Source organism: Streptomyces sp. NPDC057963 (assembly GCF_042887155.1).
Taxonomy (GTDB): Bacteria; Actinomycetota; Actinomycetes; order Streptomycetales; family Streptomycetaceae; genus Streptomyces.
Genome location: NZ_JBHVPX010000029.1, coordinates 30973 through 53170, shown reverse-complemented (window position 1 = coordinate 53170; position 22198 = coordinate 30973). Strand labels below are relative to the sequence as shown.

The following is a 22198-nucleotide window of genomic DNA, read 5'->3' as shown; positions in this document are numbered from 1 at the left end:
CACCAGTGGAGCGACGCCGCGAAAGCGACGTCCTACAGCACCCAGCCGATGTCACGCACCTCCAGGCCGTCGGCATAGGCCACGAACGAGACCCAGCACCAGGCCCCGAAGGCGTCGGCGACCTCTTCGCCACCGGGCGGCGGCCACCGCTCGGGACGCCCGGCGACTTCGACGAGAAGGTCCTGCACCGCCGCCCGCGCCTTGTCGCACGGCAGCCCAGCCATGACCTCAGCCGCAAGCCACTCCATCCGTACGTCCCGCATCCCGCACCCCCCTGATCGACAGGGACAGCACGCTATGGCGGGGCAGCCGCTCCTGCCCAGCCCTGTGGATAACTCCGTAGCGCTACTCGCGTACGCGGGTGACCGTGACGGTTGCATGCCTGGTCGTCCCCGCCAGCACCTCCACCAGCAGCCCCCGGTCGCACGTTGTGTACGGCTCGCCCCCGCTGGTCCAGGCCGCGGCGCCCGGCTCGGAGGCGACCAGGGCGAGAGCAGCACGGAAGCGCACCGGGGCGCTCAGCCGCCGCGACAGCGCCACCCGCCCGCCAGGAAGCTCGACCGCGAGATGCGTCGGCCGTGCCGGGGCGCCGATATACCCCACGACGGGGCAGTCGACCGTGTCGGCATGGCGCAATTTCCGCCACCCGTACCGACCGCTGGGATACGGCCCGTCCAGCGACTTGATCACCAAGCCTTCGACACCCTGCTCCCGTAGGGCCTCCCACCAGACGCGCGCCTCGTCGGGGTCGGTCGTCATCGGGGTCGGCTGGATCGGCGGCTCGCTGGACACCTCAGCCAGTAGCAGCGAGCGGCGCACGCGGTACGGGCGCGACCGCACGTCGCCCTCCTCGGGATGCTGTAGAAGGTCGAACGCCACGAACGTGGCCGGCAGGTGCTTGGCGAGCACGTACCCCCGTGCGTGGCCGCTGGCCGCCCGCTGCTGCACCGCACTGAAGTCCAGCCGCCCGTTCCGGTAGATGACGATCTCGCCGTCCAAGATCACCCCGGGGCGCAGCCGCATAGCACCAACCGCCAGGTCCATCCACGCCGACGTGATCACCCGGCCCGTCTTGGACCGCAGTACAACCGTCGACTCGGTGCGCTCCACCGTTGCCCGGTGGCCGTCGTACTTCGGTTCGTACGCCAGGCCCGGCGATGTGGGCAGAGTGCCGACGGCTTTGGCGAGAGCGACCGTGATGGGCGGGTCCATACGACCAGCGTGCGGCGAGGTACCCGCTACAGCAGCCCCGGACGCATCCCCCCGCCGACGGACCACGCGGACGGACGCGTCCGAGGTGTCCGGTCAGCGCCTGTCGCGTCCTGACCGGGCCTCGATCTTCGCGATCTCCACGCGCGCCTTCGCGAGTACTGCGGTGAGCGTGACGACACACACGCTTCCGATCGCGATGACCAGCCCGGCAGTTCCGCTCATGGTTCGGTCCTTCCACTCCTCGGTGGCCCGGCCCAGAACCAGCGGCGATGCTCAGGCTACGGCGGTTGCCCCAGCTCCCGGCCCACACCAGCCGACATCGCGAACCTCAAGCCCATCCGCGAACGCGGCCACCGTCACCCAGCAGCGGGAACCGAATACGTCGACCACCTCCTCGCCGCCGGGCGCCAGCCACCTGGCTGGCGCCTGCACCACTTCGTCGATCACGGCCTGGACCTCGGCCCTGGCCTGGACCGACACGCATCAGCGCCCCCTCAAGTCGACAGGCCAGAACCGTACGCGCGGCGATTGCCAGCCTGCCCGACCTGTGGATAACACTGTCAGTCGATGAACCCGCCATCCATGCGCCGCTGATGACCGCCGAGCAAGTGCTTGCACTGCGGGCAGTGCCGCATCGCGCCCCGCTTCACCGCCCACGAAATCCCCACCGTGCACAGGTGCATGAAGCCCACGGCACAGCTCTGGATCAACCGGGCCAAACCCGGCTTCGTGCATGTCCCGCAGTCCCGACACCCGCTACTCATTGCGCCCCCTCGTCGTCCGATCCGGAAAGCCGAAACCTAACCGCACATCGACAACCTGCGGCAACTTCCCGGACAACCTGCCGCATTCCTCAACGGACACCCCACCCCGGCCGCTACGGTCCCGTCGTGCGATACACCTACCGCTGCGACGCCTGCCGCCTCACCTGGGACGCCCACGACGACATCTACCTGGCCAGATCCGACCAGAAGCAGCACATGTACCGGGCTCACGAGGGCGCCAGGCCGGACGGGCAGATCATCGAAACCCCCGGCCCGCTCGACCAGCTCGGCAGCGCAGCGTGGGCGGTCGTCTCCTCGGTCGCCCAGCTGATCGTCCGAGGTGTCGTACGCGGGATCCGCTCCAAGAGCTTTCGCGAGGCACAGCAAACCGAGTGGTTCCGGCAGGCCGCAATGCTCCTCGGCGGCGGGGTGCTGCTCATGGTGTTCGTCCGCTGGCTCACCCACTGACCCCGTCGGCCCTAGCCCGAGGCCGGACAGCGAGAAGCCCCCACCTCTAACTGCGCGAGGTGGGGGCTTCGCTTTGCGGACGAGTCGCCGCTACGTCCCGGCCTGCTGCGACGGAACACCGGCAGCGTCAGCAGGCGGCTGCGGCGGCCCGGCCACCATCGCCTGCACCAGGGCCATCAAGATCTCCGCACGCTGTTCGTCGTTCAGCTTCCCGTCAGCGATCAGCCGCTCCGCGGCAAGGAACCGGGACAGCTCCAGCGGCTGATCGAAATACGACCTGAGATGGCCGGCAGCTGCTTCCTGCGACCGTACGAACGTCCGGCTCACATAGCCCGCCAGCGCGGCCGAGACTGCCCCAAGTCCTCCAGCAACGATGCTGCCCGCCGTAGTAGACGCCTTCAGCGCTACGACGACGAATGCGACGAGCAGTACGAAGCCCATCACCATTGCCACCTGAGCGTTCCGGAACGACTGCTTCGCCTGACCGGTAGCGATCTTGTGATAGAGCTCCAACCGAGCGTGCGTAGCCGCCCACAACTCCGCCAACGCGAGATGCTGCGATCCTGCAGCGCCTTCCGGCGAGGTGGATTCTGGTCCAGCCGCAGCGTCCGCTTCCTCACCATCTCGCGGCTGCGGAGGATGCACGTGCACATCCCCGTGTACCTCACCGTGGATTGCTACCCCTTGAGCGTGGACCGCCTCATTACGAAGTGCACGCTCAAGGTCTCGCTCGGCCGCGGTCAGACGCTGACGACTTTCTCCGATGCTCTCGCTATCGCGCCGCACCCGCTTTTCAACCAAGAGGATTACACCAAGAACACCAATGCCAGCGAATACGACAGCGCAGACAATTAAGATCTTCTGCTTAAACGTTACATCCCATTGATTAACCTCTCCCCACAAAGCAATCGCGATGGTCACAAGGACGGGAATTGGCATGAAAATTTCAAATTTCCACTGACTGAGGCGCCGAAATCGCCTGAACCTACGCGGTGAGCTGCTGGTTGGCATAGCCGATCAGCATGCCAACCAGCCCCTCCCCAGTCCAGCCGGGAGCGCCCAACCGTCACATCCGGGCCGGCCCTTGCGCCTGAAAGCTCAGGAGTCGTCCGGTCGGATGCAGGCCGGGCGATCCTCTACACCGCTCGGCCGTTCCTATTCGGCTGGGCGGTCAGATTGCTTCGGTGGCCTCTTCGTTCCCCGAAGCCCGGCGCCGATCTGCTGCGCGCGGGCTGCCGTGATCCCGCCGAGAAGGCCTCCGATCTCGGCCCAGGTCTTACCCTGGGCCCTGAGTGACTGCACTCGTTGCTGTCGGAGCTCGCGCAGCTGCGAGTGATAGTCCGGCCAGTCGTTGAGCGCCTTGGTGACGGCTGCCGCGCATGCAGCGTCGTCCGTGATGTCGTCGAACGCCTTGATGGCTTGCACGAGCCGCTTCACCTCCTTCTGTTCGTCGGCCAATCCCGCTCCGCCTTCCGTTTCGGGAGCGCGACACCATGAGGTTAAACCCTAGGGTTGCAGTGGCTCAACCCTAGGGTTTATGTTGTTCCTGCGGGGCCGCCTCCGGTCTCGTGCCTGCCAAACGGCCCCGGTCTGGAGTTCGCTCCTCCAGCCGGGGCCAGCCAGAACCTGCTTCCGACAGGAGATCTGACCGTGTCCAAGGCTATCCGCCGTACCCGGCGCGCAACACGCCGCGCCGCCCGTGCCGTCCTCCGGGACCGCGCCCGCGCCAACCGCCCGCACTCCCTCGCCTCGTACGTTCTGAACGGCGGCGAGACCGCCGAGACCGCGAAGAGCATCTCTGCTGGTCTCCGCACCGCTGCGAAGAAGCTCGGTCTCACCGGAAAGGCCAGCCGTACCCGCCGGACCGTCGACGGCCGGGGCCGCCTTCGCCGCGTCGTCCGCTACACCGCCGATCAGTTCCGGGCCGCGCTCGCCGCGTACCGGCCGCGCAAGCAGGCGTACATCGCCGCCCGCGCCCGCCTCCTGGAGGTGGCCGCGTGACCACCGCCGACGAGATCCGCACCAACATCACCGAGTGCGAGAAGAAGGTCGCCCGCCTGGAGCGGACCTGGCACCTGCACAACAGTCACTTCGACCGCGAGAACGCGGCCTCCGAGCTGTCCGGCCTCGTGCAGTACGTCGCCCGGCAGCGCGAGGAACTCGTCGCGGTGGAGGCGGCCGAGCGCGCCACCCAGGCCACCGTCGGCCAGCTCACCGCCGCCGCCACTCGCAGCGGCAACCCCGCCGCCGTCGCCGTCGCGTACGTCGTCTCGGGGGTGACGGTCACGTCCGACAACTCCAGCCCGGGTGCGGACGAGGACCTCCACCGCGTGGTCCCCGTCGACGAGCCGCTCTACGGCCCCACCGCCCGCGCCATGCGCGACGCCCTCCGCAAGACCACCGCCCACAACGGCGACAGCGACCCCGACGCGGACGAGGCGCTTCGCCGAGCCCGCCAGCGGCCCGGCGCCCGTACCGCGAGCCACCTCTCGGCGGTCGGCACGCACTTCGCCACGCACCGGCCGGCCGACCCGATGACGGAGGCCGCCCGTATGACGGTCACGCTCCGCACCGCCGGTAGTGCCGACGCGGCGCGCACCATCCTGCGCCGCCTGCCGTTCCCGGCGGGTGGTGTCACCCGCGGCGAGTACGGACACCGCGTCCTCACGCAGGCGGGAGGTGCCCGATGACGTGCTGCGGACAGCCGATGGCTCTCCAGGGCGACAAGTTCGTCTGTGGGAAGTGCGGGGCCTGGTTCATCCCCGGATTCGTTTCCGTTTTCCGCGCGGCGGAGGTGACCGTCTGATGGCCGCGACCACCCCTGTCGACCAGGACGCGAACGCGTCGGCGGCCGAGTTGATCGCCCGCGCAGAGGCCGACCGCCAGGCGCAGGCCGCCGCAGAGGCCGCCCGCAGCGCCCGTCAGCGCTGACCACCCCAGTTCGGCCGGGCCGCGCCACATCCCCCCGCGCGGCCCGGCCACCGAAACCCTTCAGGAGCACCTCGTGCAGAACACCCATGCCTCCGAGCCATGGCCCGATGGCGTCGTCGCCCGCTACCTCACCGTCGGCGGCGCCACCGTCGACCTGACCATTCGGCTCACCCTCCCGCCCTCGCCCGAGCCCTTCAACGGCGGCGAGCCCGTTGAGGAACACACCCCGGAGACGGCGGACGAGCAGGCCCGTGCGTGGGCCCAGTCCCACGCCGAGACCTGCCGCGCCATGCCGCGCCCGGAGGCGGCCCGATGACGTGCGAGTTCTGCCATCAGGCCAAACCCGACGTGACCGTCAGGCGCGACCCGTTCGCCTGGGAGGTCAACGACGAGGACTGGCAGATCCCGCTGTGCGACGCCTGTGAACAGGACCGCGCCGACGAAGCCTGACCGCATTACCAGCCCCGGCCCCGGCGTGACGCTGCCGGATCAGATCCGGCCTGGGGCGCTCACCGCACCACTCGACCACCACCAAGAGGACCGCCATGGACCGCACTGACACCAACCTCGATAACGCGATCAGCCACACCGTTTCGGAGATCAGCCGCACGGACACCAAGGCCGGCTTACTCCTCACACTCAACGGCCTGCTCGTCGCCGCACTCGGTCTCACCGGCACCGACCTCCACGGCCCGGCTCTCGTGCTCGCCGTCACCGGTGTGGTCGCTCTGGTCGGGTCCGTGGTCCTGGCCCTGCTCGTCATCCGCCCCCGCCTCGCGGGCGGGTTGATCGACGACCGGGCGAGCTTCGCCTTCTACGCCGCCGCCGCCCCGGACGAGATCACTTCCGCGCTGGCCGACGACCGCCGCCCCGCCCGTCTCCAGGCGCTCAGCCGCCTGACCCTCCGCAAGATGCGGCTGCTCATCATCGCGGGCGACGCCGCTCTTGCTGCGCTCGTCCTGATCGCCGCCGCGATCCTCGCCCACTGATCCTCACCGCACCGCAGCCCCGGCAGCAGCCGTGGCCTATATCGGAGCCCCGCATGCATCGCTTCCGCACCCCCCTCGCCCGCTGGGGCTTCACCACCCTGGCCATCCTCGGCGCCGCCACCGGCCAGTACATCCCGGCCCTCATCACCGGCGCCCTCGCCGCCTACGCCTGGACCAACCGCCGATGAAGGGCCAGCCCATGCTTTCCCAAGTGCAGAACGTGGCCGAACAGGTGCCCGTGCAGGCATGGGCCGCCCTGCTCTCCCTCGCCACCCTCACCTTCGGCTACCGCATCGCCCCAACCCTCCGAGCCCGAACCGGCCACCGGAAGCCCCGCGACACCAAGAAGCGCCGCAGCACCATCGGCTTCGCCGGGATGGCGCTCGTCGTCACCTTCGGCTTCGGCCTGTCGGCGAATACGTCAATGCGGTTCGCCGAGACGCGCCTTCACATGCTGCACCCGTGGACTCTGACGATCGGCCTCGCACTTGAGGCGATCGTCCTCGGCCTGACCCTGTACTCGTGGGCATTCGAGGACAAGAGCACCGCCCGCGCGGCATACCTGCTCGTCTTCGCACAGGCGATCGGCGCCATCGAAGTCGTCCGGTCCGAAGGCGAAGACATCGGCACCGCCCTCGTCCGAATCGTCGGCCCAGTCATGCTCGCGTACGGGCTCCACAAGCTCCTCGGCCTGGAGGCGAAGCTCGGCCACATCGAGATCCGGCCCGACGGGCTGCTCGCGCGCGCCTGGCGCGACCGGCTCAAGCGCTTCGAATCCAGGCTCGGGATCGGGTCACGCGGCGCGTCCGCCGAGGCGATCAGCCGTCGTACCGCCCAGGACAAGCTCGTCGCCCTCGTCACCCTCGGTAAGCCCCGGATTATGGCGCAGCGCCGCTACGAGAAAGCCTTGATGCGGGCAGGCGACGCCTCGTTCCACGGCCTCAACGACACCCTCGACGAGTACGGAGTCGAGCTCCGCATCACGACCCGAATCGACCGCATGCGGGCCTTCAAGAACCTTCCCGACCGGGCCGAGCAGTACAGCCTCCGCGCCATGCGCCCCACCGGCGCGCCCCAAGGCGCACCTGAGGCAGCGCCCGACGACGCCAACGCTCTGACCAGCGAGGGCACACCAGGGCGCACCTCAGGGCGTGGTGAAGGCGCGCCCGAGGCGAACTCGGGCGAGGCGCAGGCGAACAAGGGGCGCGAAGGGGACGACGTGACCCGTCGCACCCTCGCGTTCGACCTCTACTTCGACCTCCGCCGTGGCACACAGCCACCCTCACAGAACGCCTTCGAGAAGGCCTGGCGCGACAAGGGATACGGCCTGAAGACCGACGACATCCGCGCCCTCTACAAGGACGTCCACATCAAGGTCACCGGTAACAACCCGTAGCAGCCAGCCTCTCCAGGCGATCCGAAACAGCAAGCCACCCACACCCGAAGGACCGTCCGATGACCACGACGTACTACGCGCCCCGGCCCCGGCCGGCCGACCCACGCACGCCCCGCACCACCAGCCGCCCGGCCCCAGACGGCGATGTCCGGCAGATGCTCGGCGTCGCGCTGCCCGACGGGTACGCGTGGACGCACCGCCCCACCCTCACCGTTATCTACGGCGGCGACCCGAACGCGCCCGGACAGGACGAGCTCCAGACCCGTGCCTGCATGATCCGCGCGATCAGCCGGTGGGGAGTATCCGCATGAGCGCCGACCAGCCCGCCGGGGAGCGCCGCGTCGTCACCCCGACCCGCATCATCCCGGCCGACCACGAGATCCCCACCGCCCGCCCCATGCCCCAGGCGCCCCCTGGGACGACTGATCTCCCGCCGTGGCGCACAGCCGCCCCCATGCCAGCGCCTGCGGCTCCACCACCCCCACCGCCCCCGCCGCCCGTACAGCAGATCTTCATCCCGCAGGGCCCCTTCGAGGTCCACCTCACCCTCCAGCCGCCGGAGCCCGAGCCGACCTGGTGGGAGCGATTCACCACGTGGGCCGGGCGGTTCGGTCGACCGTGGCAGATCTGCGGCGGGGTAGTCCTCGCCCTGATCCCGATCCCCGGCGTCGGATACAGCGTCGCCACCACCTGGGCTTCCGCCGTGAGCGAGACCCGGGACGCGTGGGGGCAGGGGACCGCATATGGGCTCGCTCTCACGCCGCTCGCCTGGGCCTTTCTGCGTCTCTACTACCTCGGCGGCACCATTCGCCGCCTCACTGTCCTTGCCGTATCCGTCGTCGGTCTGACCGGCGTCTTCCACCTCTACGACCCCGTCACCTGGGTCACGGGAGTCCACGCATCATGACCACCACCCAGACCGGCGCCACGCTTGCCGGATGCACGGTCGCCATCGCGATCCTCTTCATCCACCTCAGGAAGTGGTGGACGGGCGGCAGAGCCCTCAAGGATCTCATCGCGACCATTCAGGGGTTCATCACTGGGGCACTCGGCACCATTTGCGTCGGCGGCCTCGCTGGCTGGCTCGCCGGATGCACCCGACAGGCCGCCAATACCGGGGGCGGCAAGGCGATCACCGGCGTCACCGGCACGAGCTCGGGAAGCTCTATCGCGTCTGGCTCGATGGGGCAGCTCACCGAAGAGGGCGGCGTCGTGGTGTTCCTGATTTTCGTCGTCCTGGTCATCACGTACAAGGCAGCGCCCAAGGAGGACAAGGGGCGCCTGGTCGGTGCCATGGTGGCTGGCTTCATTCTCTGCGGCACTGCCGGAGTTGCTGGGGCCCTCAACGGCCTGCCCGACCTGGTCAACTCCCTCGGCCTGAGCGGAAAGAACGCCTTGGGCGGTGCCCTGTGACCACCAACCTGTTCAAGAAGCACGGCAAGTCAGCCACCGGCGAAGCCCCGCCGGCCGAGCCGGAGCAGGACCAGGAGGCGAGGGAGAAGACGAACCCCGCCGTCGAGGAGACGGAACTACGGGAAGCGCTGCGCGAACTGCGGGAAGCGGTGCAGGAACTGGGCTCGCGGCTCAGGCAGGGGAGCATCTGGATGTGCCAGCGCTGCGGCAGGGGAGTAGCCGCTTGGTGCAGCGCCGGCCGCCGCGACGACCTGGAGGGGATTGCTGCGGAATACGGCGTGTGGCTCAGGGGAGCCGTCCTCCTCGGAGCCGCTTACGGAGCCTGGAAGGGTGTCACCGCAGCCCCGTGGGTGCCGATCCCGGCCGCTGGCGTGTGGCTCGTCGCCTCGCTCTACGCCAAGGCCCCCGCAGAACCAGAGGGCGAAGCCGAGGAGCAGAAGGAAGAAGGAGCGGAATCCGCGGCCGAGGACGGGGCCAACGTCGAGGGATCAGCAGCGCCGCCGGTCGAGGAGCCGCCGCTGCCGTCCCATCAGGCCCTCCACGAGGCGCTCTCCAGGGTCGGTACTCCGCACGCCCACATCGCTGTCCTCGCCGAGGATCTGGGCACCCCCGCCGAGCGTGTTCGGGCAGCCCTCGACCAGCTGTCCATCCCGGTCGAGGCAGTGAGGATGCGTGGCCGGGGCTCCTCCACGGGCATCCGCGCCAACAAATTCCCGGCCCCTTCCCACGCCCCGGTTGCCCCTTCTGGCGGTGTTGTTGGTGCAGGTCAGAGCGCCAACAACGACAACAACAACACCGTGAACCTGGTTCACCGAGAGGGGCTCGTCATCGCCTACACCGACGACGTGACCAACCCAGTCCGCACCCACGTGCACGTCCAGACCGGCGCCTGAGGAGAGACTCATGGATCAGCCGACCACCCAGCAGTAGATGGATATCGCCGAGCAGACCGGCCGGGACGGCGATGCCCGAGGCCCCACCCGAACTTCCCCCCCGGGCGGGGCCTCTTCATGTTTCCGCAACCGAGCCCCCGGGGGAGCATCAGGCAGCACACCAGCCCACCACCGGAGCACCCCATGACCGCCACACCCGACCACCACGCCGAGTCCCAGGCGCAGCACATCGCCGACCTGCGGGAAGCCCTCCAGGAGTCCACCCGCTGGCTCGCGCACTCCGCAGGCCGGGAGGCTGCCACCGACCCGCACCCGGGACCAACCTTTGAAAGGAATCGCCCATGACACCCGAGGAGATCGCCGGGCGGATCGCGGCGATCCACGCAGAGAACCCGCAGGGCGCGTGGAACCGCATTCCGCCGCTGTGGCGGGACGTGCTCACTGCCATCGCGGCCGGCGCCCCGGACGCCCATCTACTGGCCTCTGCGGCACTACGTACGGGCAAGCCCCAAGCACCTCGGACGCGGCCGCTACTCACCCGCGGTCGGCTGCGCGCCCTGCTCGCCGCATACGACGGCACGGACCTGGCTACGGCCGCTCAAGACCTGGGCCTGCGCCCTGCGACCGTCCGCACCTACATCCGGGACGCGCTACGCACCCTCGACGCCCGCGACGCTGCCCACGCTGTCGAGATCCTCCTCGCCCGTGGCGAAATCAGCGAGACCGACCTGCGGCCGCTCCCGCCCAGCTAGCCGCCGACGGGCCGGAGGATGCCTCAGCCCGACCGAGCCTCCTCGTACCCACCCCTACCCTCCCCACGACGAAGGGAGGGACATGGACGACCTCAAGGGACATCACCGGCCGCGCGCTGGCTACCGCTGGGTGCGACGGCCGGAGACCGCCGAGCGGGACGCCGCCGCTGCCCGACTCCGCGCGGACCCGGATCGCCAGACTCCCCTTCGGGGACGCGGCCCGCGCCACCCGCACCGTCTCCGCCGGGATCTCCCAGGCCCCTTCAGCTACATCGACATCAATACCCGCCCCACTATTCCGATACCAAATTCCGGGCACGTCAATTGAAAACCGGGCAAATGGGTATGTCGGGGTCAAGCCTCCACCCCGTAGGCCGTGTACCGACTCGCTCGCACCCGCACACGCGACCGCACGAAAGCAGACCCATGCCAACCTGGACCATCCACCACGGCGACGCCCTCACCCTCCTCCCCACCCTCAACACCCTCGTCGACGCCGTCATATGCGACCCCCCGTACAACAGCGGCGGCCGCACAAACGCCGAACGCAAGAGCCAGGGCGCCCGCGACAAATACGTCTCCGGCGACGCTCAGCACACCCTCGCCGACTTCGACGGCGACACAAGAGACCAGCGCGGATACACCCACTGGCTCGGCCTGGTCCTCGCCGACGCCTACCGCCTCACCCGCCCCGGCGGCAGCCTCCTCACCTTCACCGACTGGGCACAGCTCCCCGCCACCACCGACGCCCTCCAGGCCGCCGGATGGACCTGGCGCGGCATCATCCCCTGGCGCAAACCCATCAGCCGCCCCGTGAAAAACGGGTTCCGCCGCGAATGCGAATACGTCCTCTGGGGCACCCGCGGAGAACCGCTCCGGCACGCGCCGACCATCTACCTGCCGGGTTGGCTCGAAGGGTCACAGCCGCGCGGCAAGCAGAGACACCACATCACGCAAAAACCCGTCACGGTCATGCAGCAACTCGTCCGTATCGCACCCGAAGGCGGCACCCTGCTCGACCCATTCACAGGCTCCGGGACCACCGGAGTTGCCGCGCTCGCAGAGGGCCGGCACTTCATCGGTATCGAACAGTCCGCGCAATACGCCGAGGTAGCACGCCAGCGCCTGACCGGAGCCAAGGCTGCGTAACCGAGACCGCCCGGGACTTCGTGGGGGCGGCAACCGTGAGGCCCCACCACGCAACCCCGCGCGGCGGGGCCTCACCCATGCCCACAGCGCGCCAATACCCCACCGGCCTCGAACCAGTGACGCCACCACCACGCCTCGTATCCTCAACACACAGACACACGAGGACGGAGGCACCCATGGCGGACTCGACTGAGCAGCCACGAGACGGCAACAACAAGTACGAGTACGTACACACAGCCGTTCAACGCGACGCCGCCGCGTCCCTCCTCAAGGCGGAGGGGAAGACCTACCAAGAGATCGCGGACACCCTCGGCTACTACGACCGCGGCCACGCCTGGCGGGGCGTACAGCGAGCCAGGACAGCCATCCTCCGAGAGCCTGCCGAACACCTCATGCAGGTCGAGGCTGAGCGCCTGGACGAGCAGTACGTGGCAGCGCTCAGCATCCTGGAACGTGAGCACCTCACGGTCTCCCACGGCAAGGTCGTCTACGACGACACCGGACAACCCATCCTCGACGACGGGCCGAAACTCGCAGCGCTACGAGAGATGCGGCAGATCCGCGAGAGCTACCGCCGCCTTCACGGCCTCGACTCCCCGGCCAAGGTTGATGTCGGCGGAGAGCTCAAGTACGAAGTCGTGGGGATCGCCCCGGAAGACCTGGCGTGACCACCGTTCGCTACGAGCCGCGCGGCGCAGCCCAGGACCTGTTCCGCATTCGCGACTCCGAGGTGGTGGTGGCCGGGCCGGCCGGTACCGGCAAGTCCCTGGCCTGCCTGTTCCGGCTCCACTTCGCGGCGCTCAGCACCTCGGGGATCCGCTGCCTCATCGTGCGGAAGACCGCGGTCTCGCTCGGGTCGACGACCCTCGTGACGTATGAGAAGAAGGTCGCCGTGGACGCCCTGTCGAGGGGCATCGTCCGATGGTTCGGTGGCTCGGCCCGCGAGGCACCCTCCTACCGGTACGCGAACGGCAGCGTGATCGTCGTCGGGGGCATGGATAAGCCGGAAAAGGTCATGTCGGCCGAGTACGACCTGGTGTTCGCCGATGAAGCCACCGAACTGACCCTGACCGACTGGGAGTCGATCGGCACCCGGCTGCGCAACGGGGTTCTCTCGTGGCAGCAGCAGCTCGCGGCGTGCAACCCGGCCCAGCCGAAGCACTGGATCAAGCACCGGGCCGAACGCGGCGCCATGCGCATGCTCGTGTCCCGGCACAAGGACAACCCCGCCTACATCAACCAGGACGGCACGCCCACCGAGAAGGGGCGGGACTACTTCGCCAAGCTCGACGCCCTCACCGGGGTCCGCCGACTACGACTGCGCGACGGAATCTGGGCCGCCGCGGAAGGACTCATCTACGAGGGATGGGACGACGACGCCCACCTGATCGACAGCTTCCCAGTGCCGCCCTCCTGGCCCCGCTGGTGGGCCGTGGACTTCGGATACTCCAACCCGTTCGTGCTCCAGTGCTGGGCCGAGGACCCCGACGGCAGGCTCTACCTCTACCGGGAGCTCTACCGCACCCAGCGCCTCGTCGAAGACCACGCCATCGACATCCTCCGCCTCGTACGGCGCTGCGCCGACTGCTGCGGATCCACACGCGACGGGCACGAGTGCCAGACGTGCGAGACGTGCGCGCTGGAGTGGACGGAGCCGAGACCACAGGCGGTGATCTGCGACCACGACGCCGAGGACCGGGCCACCCTCGAACGGCACCTGGGCCTACCGACCACCGCGGCCCGCAAGACCGTCTCCCCGGGAATCCAGGCAGCGCAGTCCCGGCTGAAGCCGGCAGGCGACGGGAAGCCGCGTCTGTTCCTCATGAGGGACGCGCTCGTCGACAGGGACCAGGCGCTCGACGAGTCCAAGCGGCCGGCCTGTACGGCGGAGGAAGTCCCCGGCTACGTATGGGCAGTGAAGCCCGGAGGCGAAGCCAAAGAGGAACCGTTGAAGAAGGACGACCACGGAATGGACACGCTGCGGTACGTCGTCGCCCAGCACGACCTGGTCGGGCACGCCCGGGTGAGCTCACCGTCCGGGCCGCGCACCGAGCGGCCCTCTGCCGGGGCCGCACGCTACGGACGGCGGATCGGGTAGGCGCACGGCCCGGGGTCGGGATAGGGCCCGCGGAGCCGCAGATGTACGGTCAGTACTCGCCCGCGACTTCACGGCTACGGGACAGCCCGGGACGTTTCGCGGAGCGGTGAGACCGGCCGAGAGACGGATTGAGCAACCAGTCGTTGGCGGCCTCCACGAACCGGGACAGCGCCGCCGCCAACTCGACTTCCGCCTCTCGACGGGCAGCGGCACGCATCTGGTAGAGCCTCCGCTCCGACGCCGGCTGCAACACAGGGCTCAAATCCATTTCCAGCAAGTTCTCCAGTTGATACAGGTCATCCCTGTACTGCTCGACGTCCGGGCCGTCTTCCCCCTTGACTGCCGCCGCGTCCAGCTCCGCAATGATGCGCGATACGAACTTCAGGCCACCTCGGGCCGTCTCGGCCACGAAACCGTTGTGCGTGAGGTCTTCGAGCTCACGCAACAACCGGGGGACCTGGCTGGGCGGCGGCTCCGGATTCTGGGCCAGAACTCCGGCCCATTTGCCTGCGTCGGCCGCCGCGTCTTCAACACCGGAGCGGCCAGCGAACCCGAGACGCACCTTCATGGCCGAGGCGGCAACCGCTCTCGCGGCCTTGGTCTCGGCCTCTTTGCCCGAAGATGCCGAGAAGGCGTCCACGGCGTCCAGGAACGCGGTGGCGATGTCCAGCCGCTTGTCGAGGTGGGAGGTGTGCAGTTGCAGGGCAGTCTGGCGGCGCCCTTCCCATAGCGCGTACAGGGCGGTGATCAAGGCGCCGATCGCGGGGCCCAGGAACAGTAAGTTCTCGGTCTTTGACATATCCCCAGGCTGGTCTCTTCCGGCCCCAGGTATGCCGCTCTTGAGGTAGTTCGGAGGTTCAGTAGACCGTTCGTGTCCGGGCATTGACATACCGAGAGGGGGAGTGCCTGTAGCCGCAGTAGTCCACTCCGCGATCTCGCGCCTGTTGGCGGTGCTGCACCAGTTGATGGCATGTCGGCCGATCGTTCCTAGCAAGCCCGTCCCCGATCGGTAATCCCTTCGGGCATACCGGGTTGGGCCCGGCAGGATGTTCGGCGTGAACACGGTCATCGGATTCATCAAAGACAACCCCGAGGCGTTCGCCGGAATAGTGGCGTTCCTCGCCATCTTCGGAGGCGTCCTCGGTAACTGGATCTCTGCCAAGGTGCAAGCCGCAAGCGGCAAGGCACAGGCGTCTGCCGCGCGGGATGCGGCCTGGATCGCGGCCGAGGCGCAGCGCCTGGCCACCTTGCACACGGACCGACGGATCGAGATAGCCGCGTTCATCCGAGCAGCTCGGGAAGCCGTCAAGAACGCAGAGCTGATGTACGTGCGGGAGGGGTGCGAAGAGCCGGCCCAGGCCGCGTACGCGAACCTGACGTTGAAGCAGGCCGAGCTGGAACTCATCGCTCCCGGACCGGTCGTGGAGCTGGCCGGCATCCTCGTGGACGCCGTCAAGGACCACATGAGCCTGGCGTTTCGGCGGGCTGCCGCCACGCGAACGTTCAAGCTGGTCACGCGCATTCGCGCGGGCGAGCCTGGACACCGGGCTGCCCACCGGGCATCGTCCGCGATGGAAGCACTGCGCACCGTGTGCGAGGGCGAGGACAACGAAGACGAACGGCAGGCCTTCCGCTCGGCGGCAGGGACCGCGCTTGACGACGTGCCCGGTATCAACCGCGAGCAGGCTGAACTGCTGCTGCAGGATGCGCCTCTGCCCGCGGTAGGGCCTCTGAGGCATGGCGCTGTCACAGTGTTCGGCGCGGCCCTGCGGGACCTGGTGACCGCGACCCGCGCGGTGCTGTGCGCCGACGACGTACAGCGGGCAGGATGACCAAGGAACCCTGTGGACGGGAAATTTTTCGGTCAATGCGAGATCGAACGGGAATATTTTCGGCCTAAGCCTATGATGGTCGGCGTACCCGCAAGATCTTCCTGATTGGGTAGGCCGCCGTGATCACGCTCCTCGTCCTCGCAGTACTCGCCGTCGCGGCCTACCGCGCCACCCAACTCGTCGTCCACGACACGCTCCTGGACCTCGTCCGAGACCGCGTCCACGCCTGGCACGCCGCCCGCCCCGCCTCCGCCCTCCGCACCGGCGTGATCACCCTCATCTCGTGCACGTACTGCGCGGGCTGGTGGCTCTCCGGCGCAATCCTGGCGACCTATCTCTTCGCCACCGGCAGTTGGGACACCGCCCCCGCCCTCGTGCACGGCATTGAGTGGTTCGCTGTCGCCGGCGGGCAGGCACTCCTCAACCGCCACGACGACAACCGCCCGGTCACCGCATGACCCGCGAACTCGTCGGCGCAGCTACCCGATACACCACCCGCACCGCGAAGACGACCGCACAGAACCCCTCCCGTGTGCAGCAGGCCACAGCCTGGGGCTTCTACAAGACCACCCCTGAGGTCCGGTTCTTCGCGAACTGGATCGGCAACGCCATGAGTGGGGCGAGGCTGTATGCGGGCCGCCGCCGCCCCGACGGCACGATCGAGCCCGCCCCCGACAATCACTCCGCCGCCCGGCTCGTCGCGACGATCGCGGGCGGCCCGGACGGGCAGACGCAGCTCCTGCGGAACTTCGGCCGGCACCTCGCCGTCGCCGGAGAGGGCTGGGCTGTCATCCAGCCCCGCAAGGACGGCGAGGACTGGCATGTCCTTTCCGTCATGGAGGTCACGCAGAAGTCCGGGGCGCTGCAAGCGGAGATCGACGGCCAGGCGGTCAAGATCCCCGCAGGGAACTCCGATACCCCTGCCGCATCCATGGACCCGATTGCCATCCGTGTATGGGATCCCAGCCCGGTCCGGCACCTCGAAGCAGACTCCCCGGTCCTGGGTAGCCTCGAACAGCTCGATGAACTCAAGCTGTTGAGTGCCGCGGTCCGTGCGATCGCTCGCTCCCGGCTCACCGGCCGCGGCGTCCTCCTCGTCCCACAGGGCACGCGCTTCCCTTCCACGCCTGGTACGTCGGACGCCGAGGACGACCTGATCGATGTCTTCATGACGGTCGCCGAGACCGCGTACCGCGACCCGGAATCCGCCGCCGCGACCGTGCCGATCATTCTTGAGGTCCCGCCCGAACTCCTCGCCCAGATCCAACGCCTCACTTTCGAGTCCGACTTCGACGAGCTCGCCATCAAACTGAGGCAAGAGGTCCTGACCCGTTTCGCGAACGGGTGTGACATCCCTGCTGAAATCTTGCTGGGGATGGCTGCGGTCAACCATTGGGGGACCTGGTCTCTGACCTCGGAGGCGATCCGCCTCGGGATCGAGCCGCGCCTCGCCACAGTTGCCCATGCCCTGACCACACAGTGGCTGCGCCCCCTCCTGGAAGGCGACCACGTCGAAGACGCCGACCAGTGGATGGTGTGCGCCGACTCCTCCCCACTCCGCGTCCGTACGAACCGCGCCCAGACTGCCCTGGAGGTCTACGACCGCGGCGGCATCTCCGACGTAGCGCTACGCCGCGAAACCGGCTTCGACGAAGCAGACGCCCCCACCATCGCCCCACGGAGGCCCGACATGCCCACCACCCCCGTGCCCGCGCCCCGCCTGCCCGCCGACGAAACCACCACCGAACCCGACACCCTGCCCGCCTCCGCGCACCCCGCCAGCCCCGCGCTCATCGCCGCAACGGACGGCCTGATCTGGTCAGCCCTCTCCGCAGCTGGACGCAAGTTGGAGCGCACCCCGGCCTGCCCCCGCTCGCAGCGCGCGCAGGCCCGCGAGATAGAACCCGCCGAACTCCACACGCTGGTCGCGGTCGACGCCGTGCAAATCGATCAGTGGAAGCTCCTCGATGGGGCATGGTCGCGCGTGCCGGAGATCGCCGCACGGTACGGCCGCGACCCGGAGTGCCTGGCCGCGGTCCTCAACGAGTACGCCCGCGAACTCATTGCCGCCGGTGTCCCCCACGCCTTCCAGCAGACCGCTGGCGTGCTGCACGCCCCGTGCCTGGCCGCCGCAGCATGACCTGCCCAGACCAGGCCCGCCACACCCAGGCCGTCCAACCACCGCCTGCCATCCACGTGCCGCTCGCGCCCGGCGACGTCCACGCCGACTGGTGCACGGTGTGCAAGGCCTACACCGTCCTCACCGGCACGACGCTGCTCCTCACCGCAGGCGGGGTGTCCACGGTCGGGACCTGGCAGTGGTGCGAGATCTGTGACGATCCGACCGACCAGCAGGAGCCCGCCCGTGGATGACGTACTCCAGCAAGCCCTGGACGCAGCAGAGGAGGCCGTCGCCGCGGAGGTGGCCGACGTCCTCGCGGAAGTGGCCGACGAGTTCGCCGCTGCACTGGCCGACGCCACAGAGATCGTCGCCGCCCGTTTCTCCGTAGCTGGCATCGCCCGCATGTGGGGGCAGCGCGTGCCGCGCCTCGTCCGCCGCCTCCTTGGCGTCGCAGAGACCGCCGCACAGAACACCGCCGCGGCAGTCGACGCCGAGCTCCCCGACAGCTGGGACGACCTCCCCACCCGGTACGACGACGACCGGGAACTCCCCCCGGGCATGGGCCAGTACGTCGAGACCACCGAGCACCTGCTCCGCACCGTCGGCGACCGCCTGGCCGACGTCGCCGTACGGGAACTCGCCGCCGGCGTAGACGCGGGCGAGGACATCGAGCAACTCCGCGACCGCCTCCGCGACGCCTTCGCCCGCGAGGGGGCGCAGCTCGGCACGATGCGCGAGGAACGAATCGCCCGTACCGAGGCGGCCCGTGCCTGGAACAGTGCGACGCTCGCCGCCGCTCAGGAGCTCACCGGACCGGACCGGCCACTCGTCAAGCAGTGGATCCCCCGCCATGACAGTGACGTCCGGTCTTCACACGCCGCAGCCGCCGGGCAACTTCGGCTCCTGGACGAGCCGTTCACGATCGCCGGTATCCCCATGGCTGCCCCCGGCGACCCGACCGCCCCGCCGGAACTGTTGATCAACTGCCGCTGTGTCCTGGCAATCGCACACGCAGACCGCACCGCCTCCTACGAATCTCAGACGCCCGACGGGCTCGAATTTACGAATCGACGGAAGGAGCCGGATGTGCCCGAGCATGTGACAGCTGTGGCCGACGGCAGCCACCGCACGGGCGCCATGATCGCGCTCATGCCCACCCCCGAGGACGCGGAGCGCCTGGCCGTCGAAGGCGGCGAGGAGGCAGAGGAACTGCACCTCACCCTGTACTTCCTCGGCGAAGGCGCCGACTGGTCCGAGGCAGAGCGGCAGGAGCTGATCACCCTCGTCCAGGACCGGGCCGCCCACGACCTGGAGCCAATCACCGCCCGAGCGTTCGGCGCCAACCACTGGAACGCCGGCACCGACACCCCGTCCTGGGTGTGGGCGGTCGGAGACGACCGCGACCGCCCGACCGACGCCCCGCGCCTGGAGTCCGCGCGCTGGGTGGCGACACACGCCCTTGAGGACCGGCACGGCCCGGAGATCCCCGTCCAGCACTCCCCATGGGCGCCCCACATCTGCGCCGCATACAGCGACGCCCCGGCCCTCCTCGCGCAGTTGGAGGAACGGCTCGGCCCGGTCACCTTCGATCGCATCCGCGTGGCCTTCGCCGGCGAGTACACGGATATCCCCCTCGGCCCCACGGAGGCCCCCATGGAACCCGAAGAGACCACCGCCGACGGCATGCCCACCCGCGCCTGGTCTACCCCCGACGGCACCGCCCTGGCCTTCGAGAACGAGGAGACCGGCGACGGCCGGATCTTCGCGGCCGGTTCCTTGTACTGGGACACCACGCCGGCCCCACTCCAGTACGCGGACGAGATGCTCATGGGCCACGAAGGCGCCGAACTCGCCGGGTCCATCGACTCCTTCGCCCGGGACGGCGACCGCATCACCGGCAAGGGCGTGCTCTACACCAGCCGCCCCGCCGGAGCCGACGCCGCCATGCTCCTGGAGGAAGGCGCACCCCTCGGCGTGTCCGTGGACCTGGACGACGTCGACGTGGAGTTCGTGGACCGCACCGGACCCGAAGGCGAGGAGGGATACGCCCTGGCCGCGTCCCTCGCATCGGCCAGCCTCATGCGCCTGCCCGACGGCGCGTGGTTGATCAACGCCGCCACAGCCGCGGAGTGGACCGCCTCCGGGACAGCGCTCTCCCGAGCTCAGCACGCTGTCCAGCTCATCACCGGCCCCGGCGGCGTGGTGTCCGCCGACGCCGTACGCAAAGCGTTCACCGGCACCGGGGTCCTCACGGCAGCGGTCGGCGACCCTGACGACCCGGAGAGCGGCACCGTCGTCCACTCCGAGAAGACCGGTGACCTCCTGCTGCGCATCACCCGGGCACGGCTGCGCGGCGCCACCCTCGTCGCCATGCCCGCCTACAACCGGGCCCGCATCGTGCTGGACCCGGTCGAGGCGCAGGTCAGCGCACAGTCGGCCACCGCCTCCGCCGACCTGGCCCACCTCCTGGCCGCCGCTCCCGGCGACATCCACTGGAAGGTCGTGGCCTACGTCTCCGCGTCCCCGATCGCGGTCGGCCCCCGGCAGGTGGCCCTGGCCTTGGGCATCACCATGGAGTCAGCGCGCGGCCACCTCACCCGTGCCGTTGAGGCCGGGCGCCTCGTACGCCTGAGCCGCGGCCTGTACGTCGGCGCCTCAACCATCCCTGAAGGCGCCGAGACCACAGCTGCCGCCGTCTCAACGGACTTCGAGGACCCGGCCCTTCAAAACTTGGTGGCATCCGCCTGGACCGCGATGCAGGACACAGACCCCATGCCTGCCGCCTGGTTCCGGGAGCCGACGGCCGAGGAGCTGCCCCCGGGATCCGGCGGGGTGCACTACTCCGGCGGCAGGGTGTACGGGTGGGTCGCCCAGGCCGGTGAGCCCCACGCCGGGATGCCCGGCCGCACCCTCACCATCGACAGCCTCGGGGACATCGACACCACCCACTTCCTACGCGCGAAGTTCAAGCTGGACGACGGCAGCCTCATCCGCGCCGGAGCCATGACGATGAACGTCGGCCACCACAGAGACGGGGCCGAATGCGAGACGGCGTCCTGCCAGTTCGACGACACCCGCACCGTCGCCGGGATCGTCACCGTCGGCATGAGCAGCGGCGGCATGTGGTTCAGCGGCGCCGCCGCCCCCTGGCTGTCCGAGTGGGATGCGCTGACCTTCCGGGCCTGTCAGCCCAGCTATCACATGAAGCAGGCTCCGGGCGGGAAGTGGCAGCTGCGCGCGGTGCTGTCCGTACCGGTGCCGGGGCACTCCTCGCCCCTGCTCGCTTCCGTGGTCGAGCGGTCGAACCTCGCGCTCACCGCAGCAGCGGCCGGGGGACAGGGCTCCTCGGACAATGTGTCCGGACAGGGGGCGGACACTGCGGATACCTCGTCCGGGAACGTGTCCGGACAGGCCGAGTCCGCCGCCGCTGACCTGCCCGACCAACGCCAGGACACCCTGTCCGGACAGGCCCCGGACAAGGGGGACATCGTGGAAGCCGTGGCCGCGCTGCTCACCAGCCCGACGTTCCTCGACCGATTCACAGGCGCCCTGGAGACCAGGGAAGCCGAGCGCACCGCAGCCCGGGACGAGGTGGAACGGCTTGTCGCAGCCGTCGCCCCGGCCCGCCAAGAGATCGCCGCCAGCATGGCCGGCACCGTGATGAGGGGAGAGGCCTGATGGCTTGCTCATGCCAGAAGAACCGCCAGCAATACGAGGTCGTCGCGGCCGGAGGGAAAGTGGTGTTCACCACGGGCTCGAAGCCCACCGCCGACTCCGTGGCCAAGCGCTACCCGGGCAGCGAGGTCCGGGAGAAGGCCAAGGCCGGGGCAACGACTGCCGCGAAGTAAAACCCCCCGGGGCTGCACGCCACGGCGTGCAGCCCCGGAGTGCCTACAGATGCTATGCCTTGCTGTCCTTCCCCCGCGGGCCGGGCAGGGGCGGCATGCCGGGCGGCTCCAAGAGGTCCAGGAGCTGCTCCACGAGCCACTCCCGTGGTTTGTCCGCAAGAGCGTCACGTAGACGCTCCCTGCGCCGGCCGCTCATCTCCTCCGCTACCTCCCGCTCCACCTGCCGCTGAATGTGCCGAATCGTCGCGTCGCCCATGCTGGGACCGTAGAGGCAACGGCCACTGCAACGGGCCAGTTCGCTCGAATCCGGCGGCCGCGCGAGGCGCCGGAC

General features: G+C 69.2%; 30 protein-coding genes. 24 read left to right on the top strand and 6 right to left on the bottom strand.

Annotated elements, in window-relative coordinates; genetic code table 11:
* Positions 1-32: 32 nt before the first annotated feature.
* The 3 genes from ACFVT1_RS36480 to ACFVT1_RS36470 form a co-directional block, all read right to left on the bottom strand.
* Positions 33-224, bottom strand: coding sequence for a hypothetical protein (locus ACFVT1_RS36480; RefSeq protein ID WP_389803856.1), 192 nt, complete (start codon positions 222-224; stop codon positions 33-35).
* A 121-nt stretch (positions 225-345) separates the two neighbouring features.
* The gene (locus ACFVT1_RS36475) at positions 346-1212 is read right to left on the bottom strand and encodes a hypothetical protein (protein ID WP_389803853.1); all 867 of its coding nucleotides are present in this window, start codon (positions 1210-1212) and stop codon (positions 346-348) included.
* Positions 1213-1305: 93 nt separating this feature from the next.
* A complete protein-coding gene (locus tag ACFVT1_RS36470; protein WP_389803850.1) occupies positions 1306-1434 on the bottom strand; it encodes a hypothetical protein in 129 nt (42 codons plus the stop codon).
* 668 nt (positions 1435-2102) lie between these two features.
* Here ACFVT1_RS36470 and ACFVT1_RS36465 point away from each other — a divergent pair.
* Positions 2103-2444 carry a hypothetical protein gene (locus tag ACFVT1_RS36465; RefSeq protein WP_389803847.1) on the top strand — a complete coding sequence of 114 codons (342 nt, stop codon included), beginning with the start codon at positions 2103-2105 and terminating at the stop codon, positions 2442-2444.
* Between the two features lie 90 nt (positions 2445-2534).
* On the opposite strand, the gene ACFVT1_RS36460 is transcribed toward ACFVT1_RS36465, so the two are convergent.
* Together ACFVT1_RS36460 and ACFVT1_RS36455 are read right to left on the bottom strand one after the other, a co-directional pair.
* Entirely contained in the window at positions 2535-3365 is an 831-nt protein-coding gene (locus tag ACFVT1_RS36460) for a hypothetical protein (RefSeq protein ID WP_389803845.1), read from the bottom strand.
* A 234-nt stretch (positions 3366-3599) separates the two neighbouring features.
* Positions 3600-3902: a hypothetical protein gene (locus tag ACFVT1_RS36455; RefSeq protein ID WP_389803843.1), complete on the bottom strand. Its 303-nt coding sequence runs from the start codon at positions 3900-3902 to the stop codon at positions 3600-3602.
* 192 nt (positions 3903-4094) lie between these two features.
* Between ACFVT1_RS36455 and ACFVT1_RS36450 the strand changes: the two genes are divergently transcribed.
* The 17 genes from ACFVT1_RS36450 to ACFVT1_RS36370 all read left to right on the top strand — a co-directional run bounded on the left by ACFVT1_RS36450 (position 4095) and on the right by ACFVT1_RS36370 (position 14065).
* A complete protein-coding gene (locus tag ACFVT1_RS36450) occupies positions 4095-4445 on the top strand; it encodes a hypothetical protein (protein WP_389803840.1) in 351 nt (116 codons plus the stop codon).
* Complete coding sequence (locus ACFVT1_RS36445; protein ID WP_389803837.1) at positions 4442-5134, top strand: hypothetical protein; 693 nt, start codon at positions 4442-4444, stop codon at positions 5132-5134. Before ACFVT1_RS36450 ends, ACFVT1_RS36445 begins: the two co-directional genes overlap by 4 nt.
* Before the next feature lie 115 nt (positions 5135-5249).
* Positions 5250-5375 (top strand): hypothetical protein, encoded by a 126-nt coding sequence (locus tag ACFVT1_RS36440; protein WP_389803834.1) that lies wholly within the window; start codon positions 5250-5252, stop codon positions 5373-5375.
* A 73-nt stretch (positions 5376-5448) separates the two neighbouring features.
* Complete coding sequence (locus ACFVT1_RS36435) at positions 5449-5691, top strand: hypothetical protein (protein WP_389803831.1); 243 nt, start codon at positions 5449-5451, stop codon at positions 5689-5691.
* Complete coding sequence (locus tag ACFVT1_RS36430) at positions 5688-5825, top strand: hypothetical protein (protein ID WP_389803829.1); 138 nt, start codon at positions 5688-5690, stop codon at positions 5823-5825. The genes ACFVT1_RS36435 and ACFVT1_RS36430 overlap by 4 nt, the downstream gene beginning before the upstream one ends.
* 95 nt (positions 5826-5920) lie before the next feature.
* A complete protein-coding gene (locus ACFVT1_RS36425; protein WP_389803826.1) occupies positions 5921-6364 on the top strand; it encodes a Pycsar system effector family protein in 444 nt (147 codons plus the stop codon).
* Positions 6365-6417: 53 nt separating this feature from the next.
* A complete protein-coding gene (locus tag ACFVT1_RS36420) occupies positions 6418-6552 on the top strand; it encodes a hypothetical protein (RefSeq protein ID WP_389803823.1) in 135 nt (44 codons plus the stop codon).
* 11 nt (positions 6553-6563) lie between these two features.
* Complete coding sequence (locus ACFVT1_RS36415; RefSeq protein WP_389803821.1) at positions 6564-7760, top strand: hypothetical protein; 1197 nt, start codon at positions 6564-6566, stop codon at positions 7758-7760.
* Between the two features lie 59 nt (positions 7761-7819).
* Positions 7820-8071: a hypothetical protein gene (locus tag ACFVT1_RS36410; RefSeq protein ID WP_389803816.1), complete on the top strand. Its 252-nt coding sequence runs from the start codon at positions 7820-7822 to the stop codon at positions 8069-8071.
* Positions 8068-8667 (top strand): hypothetical protein, encoded by a 600-nt coding sequence (locus ACFVT1_RS36405; RefSeq protein WP_389803815.1) that lies wholly within the window; start codon positions 8068-8070, stop codon positions 8665-8667. Before ACFVT1_RS36410 ends, ACFVT1_RS36405 begins: the two co-directional genes overlap by 4 nt.
* Positions 8664-9173, top strand: coding sequence for a hypothetical protein (locus ACFVT1_RS36400; RefSeq protein ID WP_389803812.1), 510 nt, complete (start codon positions 8664-8666; stop codon positions 9171-9173). Before ACFVT1_RS36405 ends, ACFVT1_RS36400 begins: the two co-directional genes overlap by 4 nt.
* Positions 9170-10066: a hypothetical protein gene (locus tag ACFVT1_RS36395; protein ID WP_389803809.1), complete on the top strand. Its 897-nt coding sequence runs from the start codon at positions 9170-9172 to the stop codon at positions 10064-10066. Before ACFVT1_RS36400 ends, ACFVT1_RS36395 begins: the two co-directional genes overlap by 4 nt.
* A gap of 183 nt (positions 10067-10249) precedes the next feature.
* A complete protein-coding gene (locus tag ACFVT1_RS36390; protein WP_389803807.1) occupies positions 10250-10411 on the top strand; it encodes a hypothetical protein in 162 nt (53 codons plus the stop codon).
* Positions 10408-10818 (top strand): hypothetical protein, encoded by a 411-nt coding sequence (locus ACFVT1_RS36385; protein WP_389803804.1) that lies wholly within the window; start codon positions 10408-10410, stop codon positions 10816-10818. The genes ACFVT1_RS36390 and ACFVT1_RS36385 overlap by 4 nt, the downstream gene beginning before the upstream one ends.
* 426 nt (positions 10819-11244) lie before the next feature.
* A complete protein-coding gene (locus ACFVT1_RS36380; RefSeq protein WP_389803801.1) occupies positions 11245-11967 on the top strand; it encodes a DNA-methyltransferase in 723 nt (240 codons plus the stop codon).
* A 176-nt stretch (positions 11968-12143) separates the two neighbouring features.
* Positions 12144-12635 carry a hypothetical protein gene (locus tag ACFVT1_RS36375; protein ID WP_389803798.1) on the top strand — a complete coding sequence of 164 codons (492 nt, stop codon included), beginning with the start codon at positions 12144-12146 and terminating at the stop codon, positions 12633-12635.
* On the top strand, positions 12632-14065 hold the full coding sequence (locus ACFVT1_RS36370) for a phage terminase large subunit (RefSeq protein ID WP_389803796.1): 1434 nt from the start codon (positions 12632-12634) through the stop codon (positions 14063-14065). The genes ACFVT1_RS36375 and ACFVT1_RS36370 overlap by 4 nt, the downstream gene beginning before the upstream one ends.
* Positions 14066-14114: 49 nt before the next feature.
* Here ACFVT1_RS36370 and ACFVT1_RS36365 read toward each other — a convergent pair whose 3' ends face one another.
* A complete protein-coding gene (locus tag ACFVT1_RS36365; RefSeq protein ID WP_389803793.1) occupies positions 14115-14864 on the bottom strand; it encodes a hypothetical protein in 750 nt (249 codons plus the stop codon).
* Between the two features lie 256 nt (positions 14865-15120).
* Between ACFVT1_RS36365 and ACFVT1_RS36360 the strand changes: the two genes are divergently transcribed.
* The 6 genes from ACFVT1_RS36360 to ACFVT1_RS36335 all read left to right on the top strand — a co-directional run bounded on the left by ACFVT1_RS36360 (position 15121) and on the right by ACFVT1_RS36335 (position 21867).
* Positions 15121-15897 carry a hypothetical protein gene (locus ACFVT1_RS36360; protein ID WP_389803791.1) on the top strand — a complete coding sequence of 259 codons (777 nt, stop codon included), beginning with the start codon at positions 15121-15123 and terminating at the stop codon, positions 15895-15897.
* A 119-nt stretch (positions 15898-16016) separates the two neighbouring features.
* Complete coding sequence (locus tag ACFVT1_RS36355; protein WP_389803788.1) at positions 16017-16355, top strand: DUF1360 domain-containing protein; 339 nt, start codon at positions 16017-16019, stop codon at positions 16353-16355.
* A complete protein-coding gene (locus tag ACFVT1_RS36350; RefSeq protein ID WP_389803785.1) occupies positions 16352-18037 on the top strand; it encodes a hypothetical protein in 1686 nt (561 codons plus the stop codon). Before ACFVT1_RS36355 ends, ACFVT1_RS36350 begins: the two co-directional genes overlap by 4 nt.
* Positions 18034-18270: a hypothetical protein gene (locus ACFVT1_RS36345; protein ID WP_389803782.1), complete on the top strand. Its 237-nt coding sequence runs from the start codon at positions 18034-18036 to the stop codon at positions 18268-18270. The genes ACFVT1_RS36350 and ACFVT1_RS36345 overlap by 4 nt, the downstream gene beginning before the upstream one ends.
* Positions 18263-21697, top strand: coding sequence for a phage minor head protein (locus ACFVT1_RS36340; protein ID WP_389803781.1), 3435 nt, complete (start codon positions 18263-18265; stop codon positions 21695-21697). Before ACFVT1_RS36345 ends, ACFVT1_RS36340 begins: the two co-directional genes overlap by 8 nt.
* Positions 21697-21867 carry a hypothetical protein gene (locus ACFVT1_RS36335; RefSeq protein ID WP_389803778.1) on the top strand — a complete coding sequence of 57 codons (171 nt, stop codon included), beginning with the start codon at positions 21697-21699 and terminating at the stop codon, positions 21865-21867. Before ACFVT1_RS36340 ends, ACFVT1_RS36335 begins: the two co-directional genes overlap by 1 nt.
* Positions 21868-22198 lie beyond the last annotated feature (331 nt).